Source organism: Gemmatimonadales bacterium, assembly GCA_036500345.1.
In the GTDB taxonomy this organism is placed as follows: domain Bacteria; phylum Gemmatimonadota; class Gemmatimonadetes; order Gemmatimonadales; family GWC2-71-9; genus Palsa-1233.
The window spans coordinates 1-18,530 of sequence record DASYCE010000026.1; the positions used below are offsets into that span (position 1 = coordinate 1).

Below are 18,530 nucleotides of genomic sequence, written 5' to 3' on the forward strand. Positions count from 1 at the left end.
ACCCACGCCTGATGGTAGTCATCGCCGCCCGGCGAACCACGCAATGCGACCCAGGTCTTACCGCCGTCCTTGGTGCGGCTCACCGCGACGTTGGGGACGTACACGACGTCGGCGTTGTGCGGATCGACGGCGATGTGCTCGAAATACCACCCGCGACCCCACAGCGCATTGTCCCCCGACACCTTCGTCCAAGTGGCGCCGGCGTCGTCGGAACGGAAGAAGCCACCTTGACCGGGCGCTGCACCGCCGCGGCCGCCACCCGCCGCTGGTGCTGGCGCGCCAGGTTCAGGAACGAGGCAATCGACCACCGCATACACGCGCCGCGGGTTGCTCGGCGCCACGGCAATTCCCGTCTTGCCGATCCCTTCCTTCGGCAAGCCGACGGTGAGTTGCTTCCACGTGGTGCCGCCGTCCGTTGACTTGAAGATGCCGCCCCCGGGTCCGTTGGTCGGAGCATAGGTGTACCACGGCGGGCGACGGGTGTTCCAGAGACCGGCATAGACGATCTTCGGATTGCTCGGGTCGATCACAACTTCCGCGGCACCGATGTTCTCGTCCTTGTAGAGCACTTTCTGCCACGTCTTCCCGCCATCGATGGTACGGAAGACGCCGCGCTCGGGACTCGCCGCATAGAGATGACCGATCACCGCGACAAAGGCGATGTTCGGGTTGCGTGGATCGACAGCGATCTTGCCGATGTGCTGCGTGTTCTCAAGGCCCAGGTGCTGCCACGTCTTGCCAGCATCGGTGGACTTGTAGACACCGTTGCCGAATCCGGTCGAATCGCGCAGCGTTGATTCACCGGTGCCCACATACACCGTGTCGGGCGACGACGCCGCGACTGCAATCGCACCGATCGACGCCACCGGCTGTGAGTCGAACACTGGCGTCCAGACACGTCCGGCATCGACCGTCTTCCACACACCGCCGTTGACCGCGCCAAAGTAGAACTCATTCGGCCGCCCCGGAACGCCGGTCACGGCATCGGTTCGGCCGCCGCGGAACGGACCGATGAGGCGCCATCGCAATCCCGAGAATGCCGATTCGTCCTGCGGCACGCCCATCCCATACTCGAACGGCGATGCGACCCGATCGCCGCGGAGCGCGCGGCCGAACGTCGGCCGCATCGCGGTGTACGCCACGCCGAGGCCCGCGGCCGCGAGAAAGTCGCGCCGGGTGGTCTCGGTTGGGGGCTCGGTTGTGGTGGAATCGGAAACGGGAGAGTCGGAGGAAAGCGGAAGGTGCTGATCGGACCCACGAGGTGACGCCACGAGCAACTCCGGTGAGAGGCGAGGTTGGGAGCCACAATGATTTGCGAGGCCTCTCAATTAGCTGGCGCGACGGGTGGTGTCAAGTTATGGCGCGGTACATTGTTGCAAGGCGGATCGATTCGGATCGGCCAGGCGCCGGACGGGGCACCGCTCTGGCGTTTCGGGCTGCGTCCAGCCATTTTTCAGGGCTTCCTCCGACTACCATTTTCTCGAGTGACCGGCATGGCGACCACCCGTAAGGCAACAGCTACCACCGCGATCCCGGCGACAGGCGATCCCGACGCGCAGCCGTTCTTTACGCCGCAGCGGATCCGGATCTTCGGGATCGCTGGAGCAGCAGTGCTGGTCATCGGGCTCGTCGCGTGGTTCATGGTTGCCGCCGGGCAGCGGAAGCAGGCCTTCGCCGCCGAGGCACTCGAGCAGGCCCGCGATGCCGCCGCACAGCAGAACTGGGGCGTCGCCGTCCAGGGATTCACCCGGGTCGCCTCGTCGTACAGCGGAACTCCGGCGGCGTACGAAGCCAATCTCGGGCTGGCGCAGGCGAAGCTCGTCGCCGGCCAGAACGAGCTGGCCATTTCCACCCTCGAGGCGTTCCTGAAGACCAATCCGCCTCCGACCTACGCATCACCCGCCAACAACCTGCTCGGCACCGCCTACGAGAACATGGGGAAATTCGCCGAAGCTGAGGCTGCCTATCGCAAGGGATCGGACCTCGCCACCGTGGATTACCTCAAGGCGAGCTCGCTCCTGGACGCAGGCCGGGCCGCCAGGCTCGCGAACAAGGCCGACGAGGCGAAGTCGATCTACACGGAGATCGTGACCAAGTACGCCAAGACCGCTGCGTACAGCGAAGCCCAGGTCCGGCTCGCTGAACTGACCGCACACTCCTGATTCGCTGATTTTCCCGCTGGGCGAGGAACGCCTTCCTCTAGCAAGCGACCTGGTTTCTGCATGCCAGCAATCGACACCCAACGATTGCCGGGGCCTTCCTCCGGAACGACCAGCAGTGATGGACCGGACGAGCTGATTCAGCTGAACGCTTGCCAAGAGCTAGCCAGCCAGCTCGGCAATTCAGACCTAACCAACTGGAAGTAAACGGGTTACGTAGGTCACTGATTCAGCGATCTGGCTGTGTAAACTACGACGTATAATGTATATTATGTTAAGTTGTACGGTGGATAAGTGTGGGAAACCGATCGTTATCCACCTTCCCCCATTGTCTATTGGTTTGGAAGCTCGCAGCAGGTTTGCTGGGAGTTCAGGAGAGCCAGACACCCCGCGCCACAACTCGCCCCTCGCCGCAGAGCCAGATGGCGGACCCGCGCCCGTGGTCCACGGTAGCGCTGACCGAAAGGATCCGACCGCTTGCGGAGAGGAACTGGAGCGGCAACGAGTCCAGCCCGACATCCGCGAGCGCGAGCGCCCCAGCCACCGTTCCAGTCCCGCAGGAGAGTGTCTCCGCCTCAATGCCGCGTTCATAGGTCCGAACGGTCCACGCCGGCGAGTCGCCCGCACCTCTAGTTCTACTGGAAGGTGAGGTCTGTGAGAGGAAGTTCACGTTGGCGCCACCAGCACCGAGCGCCGGATCGAATCTGAGGGTGCGTCCCCGCGCCATCACGTCGACTTTGGCGACATCGTCCACCAGGACGATCGCGTGTGGGACCCCGACGACGCCGAGGCGGATCCAGCGCTCGCCGGGCTGAAGCGTCGTGTCGACCGGCCGAGGGACCGGGGCGTCCGGAAGGTGGAGCTCTGCCATCTGTCCGGGACCGACGCAGCGGGTCGCGAAAGTCGCCGCCTCGGTCACCAGGGTCATCCCTGCCGCGTCGGCCATCTCGAGTCGAGCTGCCAGACGGGTCGAGCAGAGCGCGGCGTTGCCGCACATCGGGGCCGGTGATCCGTCACTGTTGAAGTAGGTCATCCGAACAGTGTCGGGACCCTCGGGTGTGACGAAGACGAGTCCGTCGCCGCCGACGCCGTTCCGGCGATCACAGATTTCGGCGATCCGACCGGTCGTCCAGTCCTCCGGCGCGGAGGTCCGGCCGTCGATCATGACGAAATCGTTCCCCGAGCCGGTCATCTTGTGAAATACGATCGTCATCCGAGCCGCCCGAACAAGCCCTGAAGCTGCAGCCACCAGACCATCCAGATCGCTTCGACTACGATCCGCCGGTTCATCTTGCTATGTCCTTCGCTGCGATCAGTGAAGATGATCGGTAGCTCCGTCAGCCTGAATCCCTTCTTCCACGCCCGAAAGGTCATCTCGATCTGAAAGGCGTAGCCATTGGACCGGACCTTGTCGAACGGGATCGCCGCCAGCACTTCCCTGCGGAAGCATTTGAAGCCGCCGGTGGCGTCCGTGAGCGGCAGGCGGGTGATCCAGCGTGCGTACTTGTTCGCGAACCACGACAGCAGCAGCCGGCTCATCGGCCAGTTGATCACGTTGACGCCGCTGGCATAGCGCGAGCCGATGATCAGGTCGCCGAGGCCGCCATCGCTGGCTGCCTGGAGGAAGCGCGGCAAATTGGCCGGGTCGTGCGAAAAATCGGCGTCCATCTCGAAGATGTGGGTGTAGTCGCGCTGAAGTGCCCAGTGGAATCCGGCGAGATAGGCCCGCCCCAGCCCTTCCTTCGTGGTCCGGTGGAGGACGTGGACACGCGGATCGGCCTCGGCGAACTGATCGGCGATCGCGCCGGTGCCGTCCGGCGACCCGTCATCGACGACGAGGATGTCGAGCCGCGGATCCTGCTCGAGGATCGCCGGAACGATCTTCGGCAGATTCTCGCACTCATTGTATGTCGGAACAACCACCAGCCCGCGTTCAGCCATCGGTCTTCCGGACGCCAATGCGGTCGATGCCGAGTACCACGACGACCAGGATCAGGGAGATCAGGGTGACGAGCTTCCCGGTTCCGTACGCCGCGATGTCGTACGTGAGCGTCACGCTCTTCGCCCCTGCCGGCAGCGGCACCGTGAGCAGCGACCCGTCGCCGCGCAAAGGCGTGACGTCCTTGCCATCGACGGTGGCGTGCCAATCCGGGTACCAGTTTTCAGCGACGACGAGGTAGCTCGTCTGCGGATCGGAACCGGTGAGCGCGACTGACATCGCACCCGGTGCCCATGCTGTCAGCTTCGCCTGGACGTTCGACGGCGCCGGAAGCGGCGCAGTGGAAGCGAGCGGCGGCGCGTTCACCGTCGCTGTGTCCGAAAAGACGACGTAGCTGTTCAGCGCGAAGGCAGTGCTCGCGACCGTCTGCGGAATCTGGTCATCGGCAAGCTTGGCAGCGGCCGGCACGACACGGACCCATTGAATCGCCGAATCGCGTTCGAAGAGGGTCCCTTCGCGTGGACCTTCCACCATGTCGGAGAGCTGCATCGGACCGGCGATGCGATGGTACCCCGGGATCGAGTCTGCGTTGCGTGCCAGCGCCACGTACTTGACCGCGAAGAGGTCCCACATGTGCGGCGCAAGCTGATATTGCCAGACGTTCTTTCCACCGAGGAGCGCGTCGAAGAATCGGTCTTCCATGCCGTGATAACCGAGCAACATTGGAATGCCGTTGACCATCAGGCGCGCGCCGGCGTATAGCGTCAGCGAGGCGAATTGCTGATGCTGCTGCGGATCAGGATTATCCGGGGACGCCGGTGAATAGACCCGGTACGGCAGCGGCGACTTTTCCATCAGCATCATGAACGGGTCGTCGGCGTAGACCGTTGAAGCAGGCGGAAACCACGGCGCGAACTTCTGGAGGATCGACCAGTTGTCGCCGATGACGATCGCCGCGAGAAGAAGTGCCGCCGCCAGGCCGCGCAAGATCCCGCGCCGAACCAGAATCACGATCACGGCGCCGACGATGATCACCGCGAGAAGCCGCGCGCTCCCGGCTGTCAGTTCCGGCGCGTTGGCAACGACCTCAGGCACCTTTGCCGGACCAGCGAGCCCCTCGGCGAGACCCTGAAGCGCGCCGACGACCCCAAGCAGCGCGATGCTGCCGAGGACCCCGAATATCGTGTAGATCGACCGCGTCGTCGACGTACCGTCGAAGAGACGGTCGACACCAAATCCCGCGAACACGCATCCGACCAGCGCCACGATGAAGAACGCCAATCCTGGGGCCCGGAACTGCCCCATCTTCGGCATCAGGATCCACAAGTGGTAGAACGGCGAATAGCCGCCCCATGACACCAGCAGAAAGAGGATTCCGATCACGCCGAGCGGCAGCAGGAGCTTGCGGCGCTTGACGGCACCAAAGCCGAGGATCGCCAGCGCGAAGATCACCGCGCCCATGTACGGCGTATCGGTCTTGAAGAAGTTCGGCCCCCAGTAGAACTGATCGAGGCCATTGAACTGCGGGAGGATGATCGACATCAGTTCGACCGGCGCCATCCCCCAGCTGCTGGCATAGGCGTAGCCGAGACTTTCGCCACCGGCGCCGCGCGCGGTATACGCGACCATGTGCTGCACTGGAATGAGCTCGACCCCTGCGACACCAAGCCCCACCACGACGGCTGCGGCCGCACATGCCAGCGTGACGATCGGGTTCATCGTGGCGGGTCGCTCAGGATCGAGGAAGACCAGCCAGAGGGTGAAGAGTCCGCACGCAACCAGGATGTAGTACGCCGCCAGATAGTGTGGTGTGAGCATCACCAGCCCGATCACCAGCGCAAACCAGCCGAAATAGCCGCGACGACCGCCGCGGATCGCGCGCAGCAGCGCGAGCAAGGCGAATGGCGCCAGTGCTGCCGCGAAAAGTTTGCCGTCGTGCCCCGGATTCATCTGCGACGCCACGGCGCCAGTGAGTTCGTACGCCAGGCCGCCCACAACCGATCCGGTCCAACTCACCCGCAGCGCCCGCAACAGCGCGTACATCGCGATGCCGGCGACGATGAAATGAATGAAGAAGGCGAGGGTCAGCGCCGTGTCGGCGCGGACGATCCAGCGAAGCCACGCAGTGGGGTAGAAGACGTCGAAATGTCCGGGCACCGCCCACAACGGCATCCCGCCGAAGATGTATGGATTCCATTGCGGAATGTGGCCGCTCTGGTGCATCCCCTGCTCTGCCAGCGCCCGGAAGGCGTAGCCTGCGACGATCTGGTCCTGGCCGCCGAGAAACTGCCCCGAGAGCATCGGGTAGAAGAGCGCCAGCGCGGCGACCAGGAATACCGCGCCCGCGATCAGGAGGGGGAACCTCGGCGTGAACCAGTCGTCAGACCGGGAGGATGATGTCACTCGGTTTTCTCCGGAAGAGAAGGAATGGCAATGCCACGCCGACCTCGTTGATCGTCAATGCTACGCGGGAAGCTGCGGCAATTGCCAGCGCCGGTGCGTCGCCGATCGTGTCGCGGAGGAGCATGAACAACGCGAGGTCCCTGATGCCGAACCCGGCCGGGATGAAGAGAAAGACGTAGCCGAGGACATAGGATGCGGCGAACCCGCCCGTTGCCGTAGTCCACGGAAGATCGATCCCCTGCAGCGTGCCGAGAAGGAGGAGCTGCAATGAGATGCCATAGCCGGCCCACGCCACGAGATTGGCGAACAGAGCGGCGGCGAGCGCACTCGGATCGACCGGGCGGATGGCTTCCGGCCTGCCAAGGACGAATCCGATTCGCCGCGTGACCGACGGGGACGTGAGTCCGATCGCCATCACCAGGGCGAGCGATGCGAGCACGATCGCCGCCGTCGCGCCGAAGCCGCCGGCGAGGCGGTTGAGGAGGTCGGTGCCGGAGAGGGCAAGCGCCAGCATCGCGCCGGTTGCCAGCGACACCAGTTGCATGATAACTGCCGAGCCGGTCGCCGCCGTTGCCGACACGCCGCGCTGCTGGGCCATCATCGCCATCCCGGCGATCGACCAGATCTTCCCGGGGATGTACTTGCCGAGGCTGGAGATGCTCCAGATTCTCGCGGCGTCGACGATACGCAGCCGTTCGCCCCACCCGGCCAGCACCGCGCGCCAGCCCCAGATGAGGACACCGTACATCGCCCACGTCACGATCAGCGCGGCAATGATGAATTCCCAGCGCAGGTGCCAGACAATCCGCTGCTCCTGCACCTTGGCCCAATCTGCTCGGGTCTTCTGGACCAGGAAATACAGAATGATTGCGCCGCCAACCGCCTGCGCCACGCGCCAACTCGTCTTACGCATGAAGCGCACCCTCGTACCAGGTGAGACAACGCTCAGCCACCGCGTCGGCGGACAGCCGGTCACGCCACTGCAAACCTGCCTGCCGTGCGTGCGGCATGGCGTCGGGAGTATTCAGCAGGTCGAGAATGGCGTCGGCAATCGCGGCCGCCGCCGGTTGGACAATCCACCCGCCGGCCCCTTGGATGACGACGTCGGCCAGTCCCCCGCCATCCCGGCATGCGATCACCGGGACACCCTGCATTAACGCCTCCGCTGCTGCGAGGCCGAACCCTTCACCGACGGCCGGCATGATACAGCCATCTGCGGTCGCGAGGACCGTGGGGACGTCCGCCGGCGCGATCTCTCCGACGAACCGGACGTGCGCCTCGATGCCGAGTTCGGCCGCACGCAGTTCGAGCGCGGCACGCTCAGGGCCATCGCCGACAACGTGCAGTGTACAGTCTACCCCCAGTTCTCGTGCGTGGGCTACCGCCTCGATCGCGAGATGAACGCGCTTCTGCGGCGTGAGGCGGCCGATCACGACGAACCCGCCGCCGCCGGCGCTCCATGGCCGGTCGACACTCACCACTGGCATCGGTTGAACGCCGCTCTCTGCCACGTGGACCCCGGTACGGCGCTCGACGATCTCCGCCAACGACCGCGACACGGTCGTCACGACTTTCGCACGGCGAAAGACGCGTCGTCCAAGGAATCGCGCCGGGGCGCTTCGTTCGAGCAGTTGCACGTCGGAACCGTGGCACGTGAGTACCATCCGCGCCCCGGCAGGCGCCGCGAGTCCGCCGGGCAGCCACCAGTGCGCATGGATGACGTTCGCCCCCGCGCTGCGCAGCTCCTCTCGCGCGCCTCTCCTGAGCGCGCGTCTGAGCGCATTGAAGGTCATCATCCCGGTCGGCGACATGATCGATCGCGCATTCATCCCGCCGTACGCCAATCGTTCGCGTTCCGGCCGCGCATATCGCACGCGGCGCACCGGCACCCCGTCGAGTTCTTCCACCCCACCCGCGCCGCCATCGCTAGGCGCTACGACCCGAAGATCGATACCGCGCGTGCGCAGCGCCACCGCGAGGGGATGCAGGAATGCACCAGCGATATCGCCGCGGAAGCGGGGATAATTATGGGTGATCCAGACGACCCGCAATGACTCACTCAGGGCGATGTGCCTGCAGGCGGCGCAGCAGCTCGCGCTGTTCTTCGCGCACGCCGGCCAGCATTTCACCGATGAAGCCGAATCCGAACAGCACGAACCCGCTGATCACCATCATCTCGACCAGGTTGAGCAACGGCCGGAATCCGGTGTTCAGCGATGCGAAGCCGAGGAGGTATCCGAAGCGAAGGACCAGGGCGACAAGACCCGCGACGAAGCCGACGAGAAAGAGCGCGGCCCCGGCGATGCCGAAGAACAGCATCGGCTTGCGGCCAAAGCGAAGCTGGAACCATACCGAGAGCATGTCGAGGACGCCGACCGGGATGCGCCTCCAGGTGAACTTCGACACGCCGGCGGTCCGTGGGTAGAGCGGCACCGGCGTCGAGGTCAGCCGAAAGCCTTCCGCGGCGGCGATGACGACCATGTATCGATGGAAATCGGGGCGCAGCGGCTGGATCAGCATGATCTCCCGCCGGAATGCCTTCACCGAGTTGAGGTCGGTGACCTTGATCCCGAAGAGCCAGCGGCAAAGCGTGTTGTAGACGGTCGACACGAACGCCTTCTCGTACTTCCCCTGCTTGGTCCCGGTCACAATGTCGGCGCGATCCTCGAGGATCGGCGTCACCAGCGACGGGACGTCCTCCGGACGATACTGGAGGTCGGCCGGATAGAAGACGAGGATGTCGCCGCTGGCCACGTCGGCCGCGGTGCGCAGGGCGTCGGCGATCCCGCGTTGGCGCAGATGCGTTGCGACGCGCAGAAACGGATACTCGCCGGCGAGTCGCTGCAGCACCGCCGGCGTGTTGTCGCGGGAGCCGTCGTCAACCACGACAACCTCGAAGGGAACGCCGAGCGGCGGGAGCGCCGCCGCGCATTGTCGCATGAATTCCGGGAGGTTCTCCGCTTCATCCTTGGCAGGAACCAGCATCGAGACGCGCGTTGGTGCCGTCATACCCGCTTCCGCATCCGCGCCGGGAGGATCCCGAGCTGATCGCGGTACTTGGCCACGGTGCGCCGGGCGATCTGGATCCCCTGTTCCTCGAAGAGATGCACGATCTGCTGATCGGTGAGCGGCTTCGCCGGCGTCTCCTCGGCGACCATCTTCTCGAGCTTGGCGCGGATCGAACGCGCCGACGCGTCCTCGCCTGACGCCGTCGACAGTGCGCTGGAGAAGAAGAACTTGAGCGGCAGGACGCCGCGGGGCGTCTGCACGTACTTCTCGTTGGTCACTCGGCTGACCGTCGATTCGTGCATCGAGATCACCTCGGCGACCTCCCGCAACGTCAGCGGGCGCAGGTATTCGATCCCCTTCTCGAAGAAGTCGCGCTGCCGGTCGACGATGAAGTTCATCACCTTGAGCATCGTCTGGCGGCGCTGCTCGATCGCCTGCACCATCCAAGTCGCGCTGTTCATCCGGGAGGCGATGAAATCACGGTTCTCAGCGGTCATCTTGGTGCGATCGCGGGCCAGCTCCTGATAGGCGCGGGAGAGCCGCAGGCGCGGCACGCCCGTGTCGTTGAGGAAGACGTGGTAGCGGCCGTCGATCTTGTCGACGATCAGGTCCGGGGTGATATACGCGTCACTCCGATCGGAGTACTTGAGCCCAGGCTTCGCCTCGAATCGTGCCAGCGAATCAACCGCCTCCTGGGCGGCGCGCGGCTCGACATTGAACTTCCGCGCGAGATCATTCCATCGATGCGCAATCAGGTCGGGGAACGCCTCATCGACGAACCGGTATGCCAACGATGACGTGTCGCCGGCGTCCTTGAGCTGCAGCATCAGACATTCGCGAAGGTCGCGCGCGGCAATCCCCGGCGGATCCAGCGCCTGAATCAGCGTCAGTGCGGCGTCGAATTCCGGTATCGAAAAGAGTGCCACGCCCGGCGGGAGCAACGAACCGTTGCCGTTTCCGTTCGCGCCGCCGTCGGCATGGGACGCCGACTCGACTTCGCTCTCCTCTTCGAAGTCGAACGGATCAGCCTCCGGCGGGCGTGCCGCCGGATTGTTCGACATCAGCCAGCGGTTGACCGATTCCAGGATCTGGTCGGCCGTGGCGCCGAGATATCCATCATCATTGATGTTGCCGACGATTTCCTCGCACATCAGGCGGAGACGCGGCGAAATGTCGAGCATCTGCAGTTGATCGCGAAGGTGATCGGCCAGATCACGTGTCTCGACCGACACCGGCTCGATGTACTGCAGCGATTCGAACTGTTCCCGTTGGCCTCCGACCTCGAATCCGTTGGTCAGAATCTCTTCCCAGTCGATCTCGTCGTCCTTCTTGACCTCTTCCTGCTCCTGCTCGGTCGTCTTCTCGGGCGTGGCTTCTTCCTCAGGCTCCTCCAGTTCGAGGAACGGATTGTTGAGCAGCTCCTGCTGCAGATGCTGCTGGAGATCGAGCATCGGCATGTAGAGCATGTCCATCGCCTGATAGAGGCGAGGGTTGATGCGCAGTTCCTGCCGCAGGCCGGTCTGCTGATGCAGGCCTGTCTTCATGTGGGGCGTTCCATCTGCCGTCGCAGTCGTGCCGTCAGCGTTGGTCCGAGATAGAGTTCGGCGACGCGGTCGTTCCAGACCAGGTCGCGGACATTGCCGGCAGCCTGCACGGTCCCTTCATGCATGATGTAGGCGCGGTCGACGATCTCCAGTGTCTGCTCGACGTTGTGATCGGTAATCAGCACGCCGATCCCGCGGTCGCGTAACGATGCAACGATCGTCTGGATGTCGTGCACCGCGATCGGATCGACACCGGCGAACGGCTCGTCGAGGAGCATGAACTTGGGCGACGTGGCCAGGGCGCGGGTGATCTCGAGTCGCCGCCGCTCACCGCCGCTCAGCGTGTAGGCCACGGCATGCCGCAGCGGCGTCAGCCCCAGCTCGGCCAACATCGCATCGAGCCGGCGATACCGCTCCGCTCGCGGCAGGTTGAGGACTTCAAGGATCGCCAGGACATTCTGCTCCACGGTCATTCGACGGAAGATCGACGGCTCCTGCGGCAGGTAACCGAGACCGCGACGGACGCGTTGATACATCGGCATGTCGGTGACATCGACATCGTCGAGACGGATCGTCCCCTGTTCTGGTCGAATCAATCCACTGATCAGGTAGAACGTCGTCGTCTTCCCCGCCCCGTTGGGGCCGAGAAGCCCGACGATCTCGCCCTGGGCAAGATCAACGGCGACGTCATTGACGACCGCGCGTCGCTGATAGGTCTTGCGCAATCCTTCGGCGTGGAGGACGGTCACGGGACGATCACCTTTCCCGCCCGCTTGGTCGTGTCGGCAGGGTGGCGCAATGACGCCGTTTCCTGCTCCAGGCCGTCGACATGCCCGAACGCCTGCACCGAGATCACGCCGGTCGAGTCTCCGGATCGCATCACCATGAGAATGGTGTCGGCGCGGGTGTAGTTGGTGGACGGTGACTTCTTGCCATCCTTGACCACCACTCGAGAATAGAGAGACGCGGCCTTGCCGTACGAATGCAGCTGCGACAGGTGGGAGACGAGCGTGCCTGCCGAGTCGACCTGGCTGAAGTGGGCCAGGATCCGGTCGCCCCAGATGGTGTTGCGCAACGTGTCCGGCGTGACGCTGTCGCCGGGAGTGAGCGGCGGTCTTGTCGCACCGCTGTCGCGCGGATTCACGATGACCCCGTCGCCGAAGAGACGAACCTCGCGGAGGATCTCGGCCGGAGAATCGACCGCCAGCGAATCGCCGCGCGCGTCATATCCTGCGCTGTGCAAAGTGGCGCCGGTCTTCCGTGCCCAGGCGATCGTCGATCCAAGCTTCTCGTCGGTGAAGCCGAGAACGATCGTGTCGCCGGTGATCCGGGACGCACCACGAAGGACCTGCGCATCGGTGAACGACCGGAGCTCGCGTAGCTTGTCGGCGGCGGTCGCGAGCCGGATCTCGTGGCCGAGGACGGTGAACGAATCGGCCCCACCGCGATGCAGCATTGACTTGGGCCCGAGCAACTGCCCGACACTGGCGTCCTTGTTCCGGACAAACGCCATCGAGTCGCCTTCGCCGTGCAAGGCTTGGCGATCGATCGTCACGCCGCCGCTCCCCCAGAGCTTCGATTGACCAAACCCGATCAGGCGATCGCCGCTGAGCACGTAAGGATGCTCGGCACCCGTGTCGCGCACCGTCGTTCGGGTGAAGTAGCGTACGACCGGCCGTGCAATCGCCACTACCCGCGCGCTGTCGTTGATCCCCCTCACCTGCCGCCAGTAATCGACGTAGGGACCGACCAGCGTCGAGCCGGAATGGAGGTCCAGGACGTGGACATTGCGCCGCGCCTCGATTTTCTCGATTGGTGTGTGATAGATCATCGAATCGGCGGTGAAGCGATACGCGGTGTCGTAATAGACTGCGTGGCCGATCAACTGCATGTACTGACCGCTCTTGATGCTCACCGAATCGGCGTCGAGATGCACGGTCCGATCTTGGTAGCACGTAAAGCGCACTTCGCCACCAATGTCATAGTCGGTGTTGCCGGGAATGATCTGGTTGCTCACCAGATTGTGCTTGGCACCGAGTAGGTAGATCTGGCACGGACGCGTCGACGCCGAGAGCGACGTCGCGACCGCCAGCAGCAGCGAGGCCGCGCTAAGAATCGACTTCACCGCGCGCCCCCCGGGCCGGGGATCAGGATCCCCTTCCCCTTCTGACGGCCGGACGGACGATTGATCGTGACGTGCGTGAACCCCGGATCGAACTCGATCCACGCGCCTGCCATGTTTCCCTGTGGCGATGTCGACGTGAACGACGTATCGGCGTTGATGCGATTCCGCGAACGGTCATACACCAGGTGCTCCGTCTTGAGCACCTTCGCACCCGGCGACGTCGCCACGACGTTTCCCCGCGCGTCGAGGTTTTGCAGTCGCATCGAGTAGATCCCCTTGTCGGCCGTGATCGTCGACGTGGGGGCCCCGGTGGAATCGTGGAACGTCACCGTCATCTTCTTGAGATCGGCGACCTGCCGCCCCTGGTAGACCCAGGCCGACTCGGCGACCACATGCGATACAACGACGCCGTTCCGCGTGATGTCGAAGTTCATCGAGTCGTACACCTGATCGGCGCTGTCGGCCGCGACGGTCCCGTGCGGTGCCACGCCGTGCTTGACACATCCGGCCAGAACGATCGCAGCGAACACCGCGCGCCTCACCCGGCACCCGAGCGGAGGAGATCGTGCAGATGGACGACGCCAACCACCTCGTCACCTGCTCCAAGCACCGGCGCTGCCATGATGCTGTGGCGTTCGAGCTGACCCAGTGCCGCGGCAGCGAGATCATCGGCGCGCACGGTCTGCGGGCGTGAGCTCATCACCGTGCCTGCGGCGACCTCCATGTATCCCGGCATCCGCTCGGCGAGGCGAGTCAGATCGCCGGCAGTAATCACGCCCCGCAGTGCACCATCGGAGAGGACCATTGCGATGCCGCGCCCGTGCGCCAGCGCCACCACGACATCGCGCATCGGTGCGTCGGGGCGGACCGCGCGGTCGGCCGGCACCATGACGTCGCGCACGCGAAGGAGCAATCGCCGGCCGATCCTCCCACCGGGATGCAGGACTGCGAAATCCTCGCGTCCGAATCCCTTCCGTTCGAGGAGCGCCATCGCCAGCGCATCGCCGATCGCGAGCGCCACCGCCGTACTCGTCGTCGGCGCGAGATCGTGCGGGCATGCTTCCTCGACAACCGATCCGTCGAGCACCACTCGCGCCGCACGACCGACAGTGGAATCGCGCACCCCCGTGATCGCGACGACCGGCACGTCCAGCCGGACCAGCGCCGCCAGCAGGCCGAAAAGTTCCTCGGTTTCGCCGCTCTTGCTCAGCAGGATCGCGACCGATTGCGGGTCGACGAGGCCAAGATCGCCGTGAAGTGATTCGACCGGATGTACATACGTCGCGGCCGTCCCGGTCGATGTGAGCGTCGCGGCAATCTTCTGCGCGATAATACCGGACTTGCCGATGCCGCTTACCACGACGCGACCCCCGGTCGCGAGAAGATCGACCGCCGAGCCAAAGTCGCCGTCGAGCCGGTCGCACGCGGCGAGAATCGCCTCGCCTTCCAGGCGCATCGTCCGGCGAGCGGTGGCCACGGCGTCGGTGGTGGTGATCACGTCGGGACCTGGCCGCGTTCGGTAAAGAACCGGTTCACTGCCGCGTCGAATTCACCACGGGCCTTGAGCAGGTTGTCGATCACCTCGCGTACTGCGCCATGACCGCCGCGCGCCTCGGTGACGTACTTGCATGTCGCCCGCAGTTCCTCGCGGCAATTGGCGACGGCGATCGGCAGGCCGACCTTCTTGAGCACCGGGAGATCGGGAATGTCGTCGCCGACGAACGCGACTTCGTCCCAGCCGATCCCTTTCTCGGCCAACACCTTGTCGAAGGCGGCGACCTTGTCGTACGCCTCCACCGTCACCACCGTCTTGACCTTGAGTTCGGCTGCGCGCAACAGCGTCGACGGCGACGTCCGGCCAGTGACCCACGCGATGTCAATTCCGCTGCCGCGGAGCAGCCGCACGCCGAAACCATCCTGGATGTCGAATCGCTTGAACTCGACCCGGGTGCCCTGCAGCTCGCCGATCCAGCTGTCGTTCTCGGTGAGGACGCCATCGACGTCGAGACCGAGGAGGCGGATCTTCCTGGCGATCGCGGCGTCAAACACCGGCGCGCTCGTGAGCGGTGTGCCAGACCGCCAGGGTCTGCTCGATGAGTCCGTCGAGGCGATCGAGCGGCCACTGTGTTGCAGCATCCGACAACGCGCGTTCGGGCTCGGGATGCGTCTCGATGAAAAACCCGTCAGCTCCGGCAGCCGCGGCCGCAGCCAGCAACGCCGGGATATGCTCCCGCAACCCGCCGCTCGCCCCGCCCGGCGCCTGCCCCGGCTGCTGCACGCTGTGCGTCGCATCGAAGATCACGGCGCAACCGGTCGCTTCGTGCAAGCGCGCAAAGTTGCGATAGTCCACCACCAGGTCGCCATAACCGAAGAAGGTTCCGCGCTCGGTCACGGCGATGTCGCCGCTGCCGCCGGTCCGCACCTTCCCGACCGCTCCCGCCATTGCGCCGGCGTGAACCCATTGGCCTTTCTTGATATTCACCGGCTTGCCCGTCTGACCCGCGGCGACGAGCAGGTCGGTCTGGCGGCAGAGAAACGCCGGAATCTGCAGCACGTCAGCGACATCGGCCGCCGGCATCGCCTGCTCAGGTTCGTGCACGTCGGTGAGCACCGGAAGCCCTGACCGCTCACGCACCCGGGCGAGGATCTCGAGCCCCGCGTCGAGCCCCGGTCCGCGCGGCGAATCACCACGGGCCCGATTCGCCTTGTCGAACGACGCCTTGTAGCAGACACGAATGCCATGCCGATCGCCGACCTGCGCGAGTTGATCGGCGATCCGGAACATCGTGTCGTCATCCTCGACGACGCACGGACCGGCGATCAGGAAGGGACCTCCGCCAAACTGCCAGCCTGTCACGATGTGACGCCCGCCACAGCCTGCGGGGTCGGCGTGTCGGTCGCGCCGGCGTTGTGATGCACCAGCGCCGCGCCGATGAACGCCGAGAAGAGCGGGTGCGGACGGGTCGGGCGCGACTTGAGTTCCGGGTGGAACTGGCAGCCGACAAACCACGGATGGTTGGGAAGTTCGATCATCTCGACCAGCCCGCCGTCGGGGGACTGCGCCGACAGCCGCATTCCGTGCTCCGCAAGCACGTCGCGATACGCGTTGTTCACTTCCCAGCGGTGCCGATGGCGCTCGGAGATCTCCGACGTCCCATACGCCTGCGCCACGCGACTGCCGGCGCGGAGCCGGGCGGAATACGCGCCGAGGCGCATCGTGCCGCCGAGATCCTTGACGTCGCGCTGCGACGCCATGAGAGCGATCACAGGATCCGGACAGTCGGGAGCAAATTCGGTGGAGCTGGTGTCGGCCATGCCGCAGACGTGGCGCGCGAATTCGATGATCGCCACCTGCAAGCCGAGGCAGATGCCGAAGAAGGGCAGCTGTGCGGACCGTGCGTACTCGATGGCGCGGATCATCCCCTCGATGCCGCGTTCGCCGAAGCCGCCCGGCACGAGCAGGCCATCGAAGCCGGCGAGCAGTGCCGCGGGCGACTCGCGTTCGAAGCGGTCGCTCGACAGCCAGGTGATGTCGACACCGGCATCATGGGGAATCCCGCCGTGCAGCAACGCCTCGCCCACCGACTTGTAGGCATCCGACAAGTCGGTGTACTTGCCAACCACAGCGATCCGCACGCGGGACTGCGGATGCAGGATCCGCTGGACCATCGCGCCCCACTTCGAGAGATCGGGCTCGCGGGTCTCGAGATGCAGGCGGGCGCAGACTTCGCGATCGAACCCCTGCTCGAAGAATCGCAGCGGGAGTTCGTAGATGCTCTTCACATCGGGGCTCTCGATCACCCCGGAGAAGTCCACGTTGCAGAAGAGCGCGATCTTCCGCTTGATCTCGGGGTCGAGGGCACGCTCGCTGCGGCAGATCAGCATGTCGGGCTGGATCCCGACCTGCATCAGGTCGCGTACCGAGTGCTGCGTCGGCTTGGTCTTGAGTTCACCGGCGGCAGCGATGAACGGCACCAGGGTGAGATGCACGAAGATCGCGTTGTCTCGCCCGACATCCTGGCGAAATTGCCGGATCGCCTCGAGGAACGGCAACGACTCGATATCGCCGACCGTGCCGCCGATCTCGACGATGACCACGTCGTGCCCCGGCGCCGAGCGCTTGAGCGCCGCCTTGATTTCGTCGGTGATGTGCGGAATGACCTGGACCGTGCCGCCCTGATATTCGCCGCGACGTTCCTTGCTGATCACCGTCTGGTAGACACGGCCGGTGGTGACATTGTTCTGCTGTGCCAGCGAACGATCGATGAACCGCTCGTAGTGCCCCAGGTCGAGATCGGTCTCGGCGCCGTCATCGGTGACGTAGACCTCGCCGTGCTGGAATGGCGACATTGTCCCGGGGTCGACGTTGATGTACGGATCGAACTTCATCATCGTCACGGCGAGACCGCGCTCGACCAGCAATCGCCCCAGCGAGGCCGCCGCGATGCCCTTGCCGAGCGACGAGACCACGCCGCCGGTCACGAAGATGAATTTGGTGGTGCGAGGAGGGGTGGTCATGGCGACACCTCGGCGAGTTCGCGCCACCGCAGCTCTGCGGCGGCCAGGTCGGCTGGTGTATCGATCCCCGGTTCGGCCGGGGCCTCCAGCAATGCAACGCCTATCACGTATCCAGCGTCGAGCGCGCGAAGCTGCTCGAGCCGCTCGCTCTGCTCGAGTGCCGTCACCGGGCGACGGGTGACGTCGAGCAGCGGTCCCCTGCGGTAGGCATACACGCCCAGATGCTGCCACCACCGGGTCCGGTCGAGATCCACCGGATCACGCACGTGCGGGATCGGCGACCGCGAGAAGTACATCGCGCGTCCCGCCTGGTCGCAGACCACCTTGACCCGCGCCGGGTCGTCGCGGAGCGCAGGATCGAGTGGAGCCGCGGCGGTGCCGATGTCATCGCCTCGCAGGACTCGACCAATCGCACCGGTCACTGCATCGACCGGCATGAAAGGCTCATCTCCCTGAACGTTTACGATGAGATCGAATTCCCCGAACTCCGGCCGCTGCGCGACTTCGGCGATCCGGTCGGTCCCGCTGGCGTGGTCGGACGAGGTCATCACCACTTCGACGGCCCACGGCGCCACAGCCTTCGCGATCTCCGCGCTGTCCGTGGCCATGACCACTCGGTCGACGCCGGGGACCTCCCGAACGCGCTCGATCACGCGGGCCACCATGGGCGCCCCGCCCAATGGGAGAAGGGGTTTTGACGGAAGTCGCGTGGAGCCGACGCGGGCGGGGACCACCAGCAGGACGGGCACGATGCAAAGTATCAGATGGAGCGCCCGCTGTCAAAATGCGTGCCGGACTGCCGTCGAAGCGCCTAAACGCTTGACAAACAACCG

The 18,530-nt window shown here is 65.0% G+C and carries 17 protein-coding genes; 1 reads left to right on the forward strand and 16 read right to left on the reverse strand.

The window, feature by feature from the left end:
- On the reverse strand, positions 1 to 1,271 hold a 1,271-nt coding region (locus tag VGM20_11190; GenBank protein ID HEY4101425.1), incomplete at its 3' end, for a hypothetical protein.
- A 222-nt stretch (positions 1,272 to 1,493) separates the two neighbouring features.
- Here VGM20_11190 and VGM20_11195 point away from each other — a divergent pair.
- A complete protein-coding gene (locus VGM20_11195) occupies positions 1,494 to 2,162 on the forward strand; it encodes a tetratricopeptide repeat protein (GenBank protein HEY4101426.1) in 669 nt (222 codons plus the stop codon).
- Between the two features lie 367 nt (positions 2,163 to 2,529).
- Here the strand turns inward: VGM20_11195 and dapF are convergent, their stop codons facing one another.
- Genes dapF through kdsB form a run of 15 tightly spaced genes read right to left on the reverse strand, consistent with a single transcriptional unit; the run spans position 2,530 to position 18,446 of the window.
- On the reverse strand, positions 2,530 to 3,372 hold the full coding sequence (gene dapF / locus VGM20_11200; GenBank protein HEY4101427.1) for a diaminopimelate epimerase: 843 nt from the start codon (positions 3,370 to 3,372) through the stop codon (positions 2,530 to 2,532).
- Positions 3,369 to 4,100 carry a polyprenol monophosphomannose synthase gene (locus tag VGM20_11205; GenBank protein HEY4101428.1) on the reverse strand — a complete coding sequence of 244 codons (732 nt, stop codon included), beginning with the start codon at positions 4,098 to 4,100 and terminating at the stop codon, positions 3,369 to 3,371. The genes dapF and VGM20_11205 overlap by 4 nt, the downstream gene beginning before the upstream one ends.
- Positions 4,093 to 6,501 carry a hypothetical protein gene (locus VGM20_11210; protein ID HEY4101429.1) on the reverse strand — a complete coding sequence of 803 codons (2,409 nt, stop codon included), beginning with the start codon at positions 6,499 to 6,501 and terminating at the stop codon, positions 4,093 to 4,095. Before VGM20_11210 ends, VGM20_11205 begins: the two co-directional genes overlap by 8 nt.
- Positions 6,479 to 7,414 carry a lysylphosphatidylglycerol synthase domain-containing protein gene (locus VGM20_11215; protein HEY4101430.1) on the reverse strand — a complete coding sequence of 312 codons (936 nt, stop codon included), beginning with the start codon at positions 7,412 to 7,414 and terminating at the stop codon, positions 6,479 to 6,481. Before VGM20_11215 ends, VGM20_11210 begins: the two co-directional genes overlap by 23 nt.
- Positions 7,407 to 8,552: a glycosyltransferase gene (locus VGM20_11220; protein HEY4101431.1), complete on the reverse strand. Its 1,146-nt coding sequence runs from the start codon at positions 8,550 to 8,552 to the stop codon at positions 7,407 to 7,409. The genes VGM20_11215 and VGM20_11220 overlap by 8 nt, the downstream gene beginning before the upstream one ends.
- A gap of 4 nt (positions 8,553 to 8,556) precedes the next feature.
- Positions 8,557 to 9,510, reverse strand: a complete 954-nt coding sequence (locus VGM20_11225; GenBank protein ID HEY4101432.1) for a DPM/DPG synthase family glycosyltransferase — start codon at positions 9,508 to 9,510, stop codon at positions 8,557 to 8,559.
- A complete protein-coding gene (gene rpoN / locus VGM20_11230; protein ID HEY4101433.1) occupies positions 9,507 to 11,054 on the reverse strand; it encodes an RNA polymerase factor sigma-54 in 1,548 nt (515 codons plus the stop codon). The genes VGM20_11225 and rpoN overlap by 4 nt, the downstream gene beginning before the upstream one ends.
- Positions 11,051 to 11,803 (reverse strand): LPS export ABC transporter ATP-binding protein, encoded by a 753-nt coding sequence (lptB, locus tag VGM20_11235; GenBank protein ID HEY4101434.1) that lies wholly within the window; start codon positions 11,801 to 11,803, stop codon positions 11,051 to 11,053. The genes rpoN and lptB overlap by 4 nt, the downstream gene beginning before the upstream one ends.
- On the reverse strand, positions 11,800 to 13,179 hold the full coding sequence (locus VGM20_11240; protein ID HEY4101435.1) for a hypothetical protein: 1,380 nt from the start codon (positions 13,177 to 13,179) through the stop codon (positions 11,800 to 11,802). Before VGM20_11240 ends, lptB begins: the two co-directional genes overlap by 4 nt.
- Entirely contained in the window at positions 13,176 to 13,709 is a 534-nt protein-coding gene (gene lptC / locus VGM20_11245) for an LPS export ABC transporter periplasmic protein LptC (GenBank protein HEY4101436.1), read from the reverse strand. The genes VGM20_11240 and lptC overlap by 4 nt, the downstream gene beginning before the upstream one ends.
- Positions 13,710 to 13,717: 8 nt before the next feature.
- The gene (locus VGM20_11250) at positions 13,718 to 14,677 is read right to left on the reverse strand and encodes a KpsF/GutQ family sugar-phosphate isomerase (protein ID HEY4101437.1); all 960 of its coding nucleotides are present in this window, start codon (positions 14,675 to 14,677) and stop codon (positions 13,718 to 13,720) included.
- Positions 14,674 to 15,228 carry an HAD hydrolase family protein gene (locus VGM20_11255; GenBank protein HEY4101438.1) on the reverse strand — a complete coding sequence of 185 codons (555 nt, stop codon included), beginning with the start codon at positions 15,226 to 15,228 and terminating at the stop codon, positions 14,674 to 14,676. Before VGM20_11255 ends, VGM20_11250 begins: the two co-directional genes overlap by 4 nt.
- Positions 15,221 to 16,036: a 3-deoxy-8-phosphooctulonate synthase gene (gene kdsA / locus VGM20_11260; GenBank protein HEY4101439.1), complete on the reverse strand. Its 816-nt coding sequence runs from the start codon at positions 16,034 to 16,036 to the stop codon at positions 15,221 to 15,223. The genes VGM20_11255 and kdsA overlap by 8 nt, the downstream gene beginning before the upstream one ends.
- Positions 16,033 to 17,697, reverse strand: coding sequence for a CTP synthase (locus VGM20_11265; protein ID HEY4101440.1), 1,665 nt, complete (start codon positions 17,695 to 17,697; stop codon positions 16,033 to 16,035). The genes kdsA and VGM20_11265 overlap by 4 nt, the downstream gene beginning before the upstream one ends.
- A complete protein-coding gene (kdsB, locus tag VGM20_11270; protein HEY4101441.1) occupies positions 17,694 to 18,446 on the reverse strand; it encodes a 3-deoxy-manno-octulosonate cytidylyltransferase in 753 nt (250 codons plus the stop codon). The genes VGM20_11265 and kdsB overlap by 4 nt, the downstream gene beginning before the upstream one ends.
- Between the last annotated feature and the right edge of the window lie 84 nt (positions 18,447 to 18,530).

Coding starts and splice junctions, on each gene's coding strand:
- VGM20_11195 (HEY4101426.1), top strand. CDS start 1,494: ATGGCGACCACCCGTAAGGCAACAGCTACCACCGCGATCCCGGCGACA.
- dapF (HEY4101427.1), bottom strand. CDS start 3,372: ATGACGATCGTATTTCACAAGATGACCGGCTCGGGGAACGATTTCGTC.
- VGM20_11205 (HEY4101428.1), bottom strand. CDS start 4,100: ATGGCTGAACGCGGGCTGGTGGTTGTTCCGACATACAATGAGTGCGAG.
- VGM20_11215 (HEY4101430.1), bottom strand. CDS start 7,414: ATGCGTAAGACGAGTTGGCGCGTGGCGCAGGCGGTTGGCGGCGCAATC.
- VGM20_11225 (HEY4101432.1), bottom strand. CDS start 9,510: ATGACGGCACCAACGCGCGTCTCGATGCTGGTTCCTGCCAAGGATGAA.
- rpoN (HEY4101433.1), bottom strand. CDS start 11,054: ATGAAGACAGGCCTGCATCAGCAGACCGGCCTGCGGCAGGAACTGCGC.
- VGM20_11265 (HEY4101440.1), bottom strand. CDS start 17,697: ATGACCACCCCTCCTCGCACCACCAAATTCATCTTCGTGACCGGCGGC.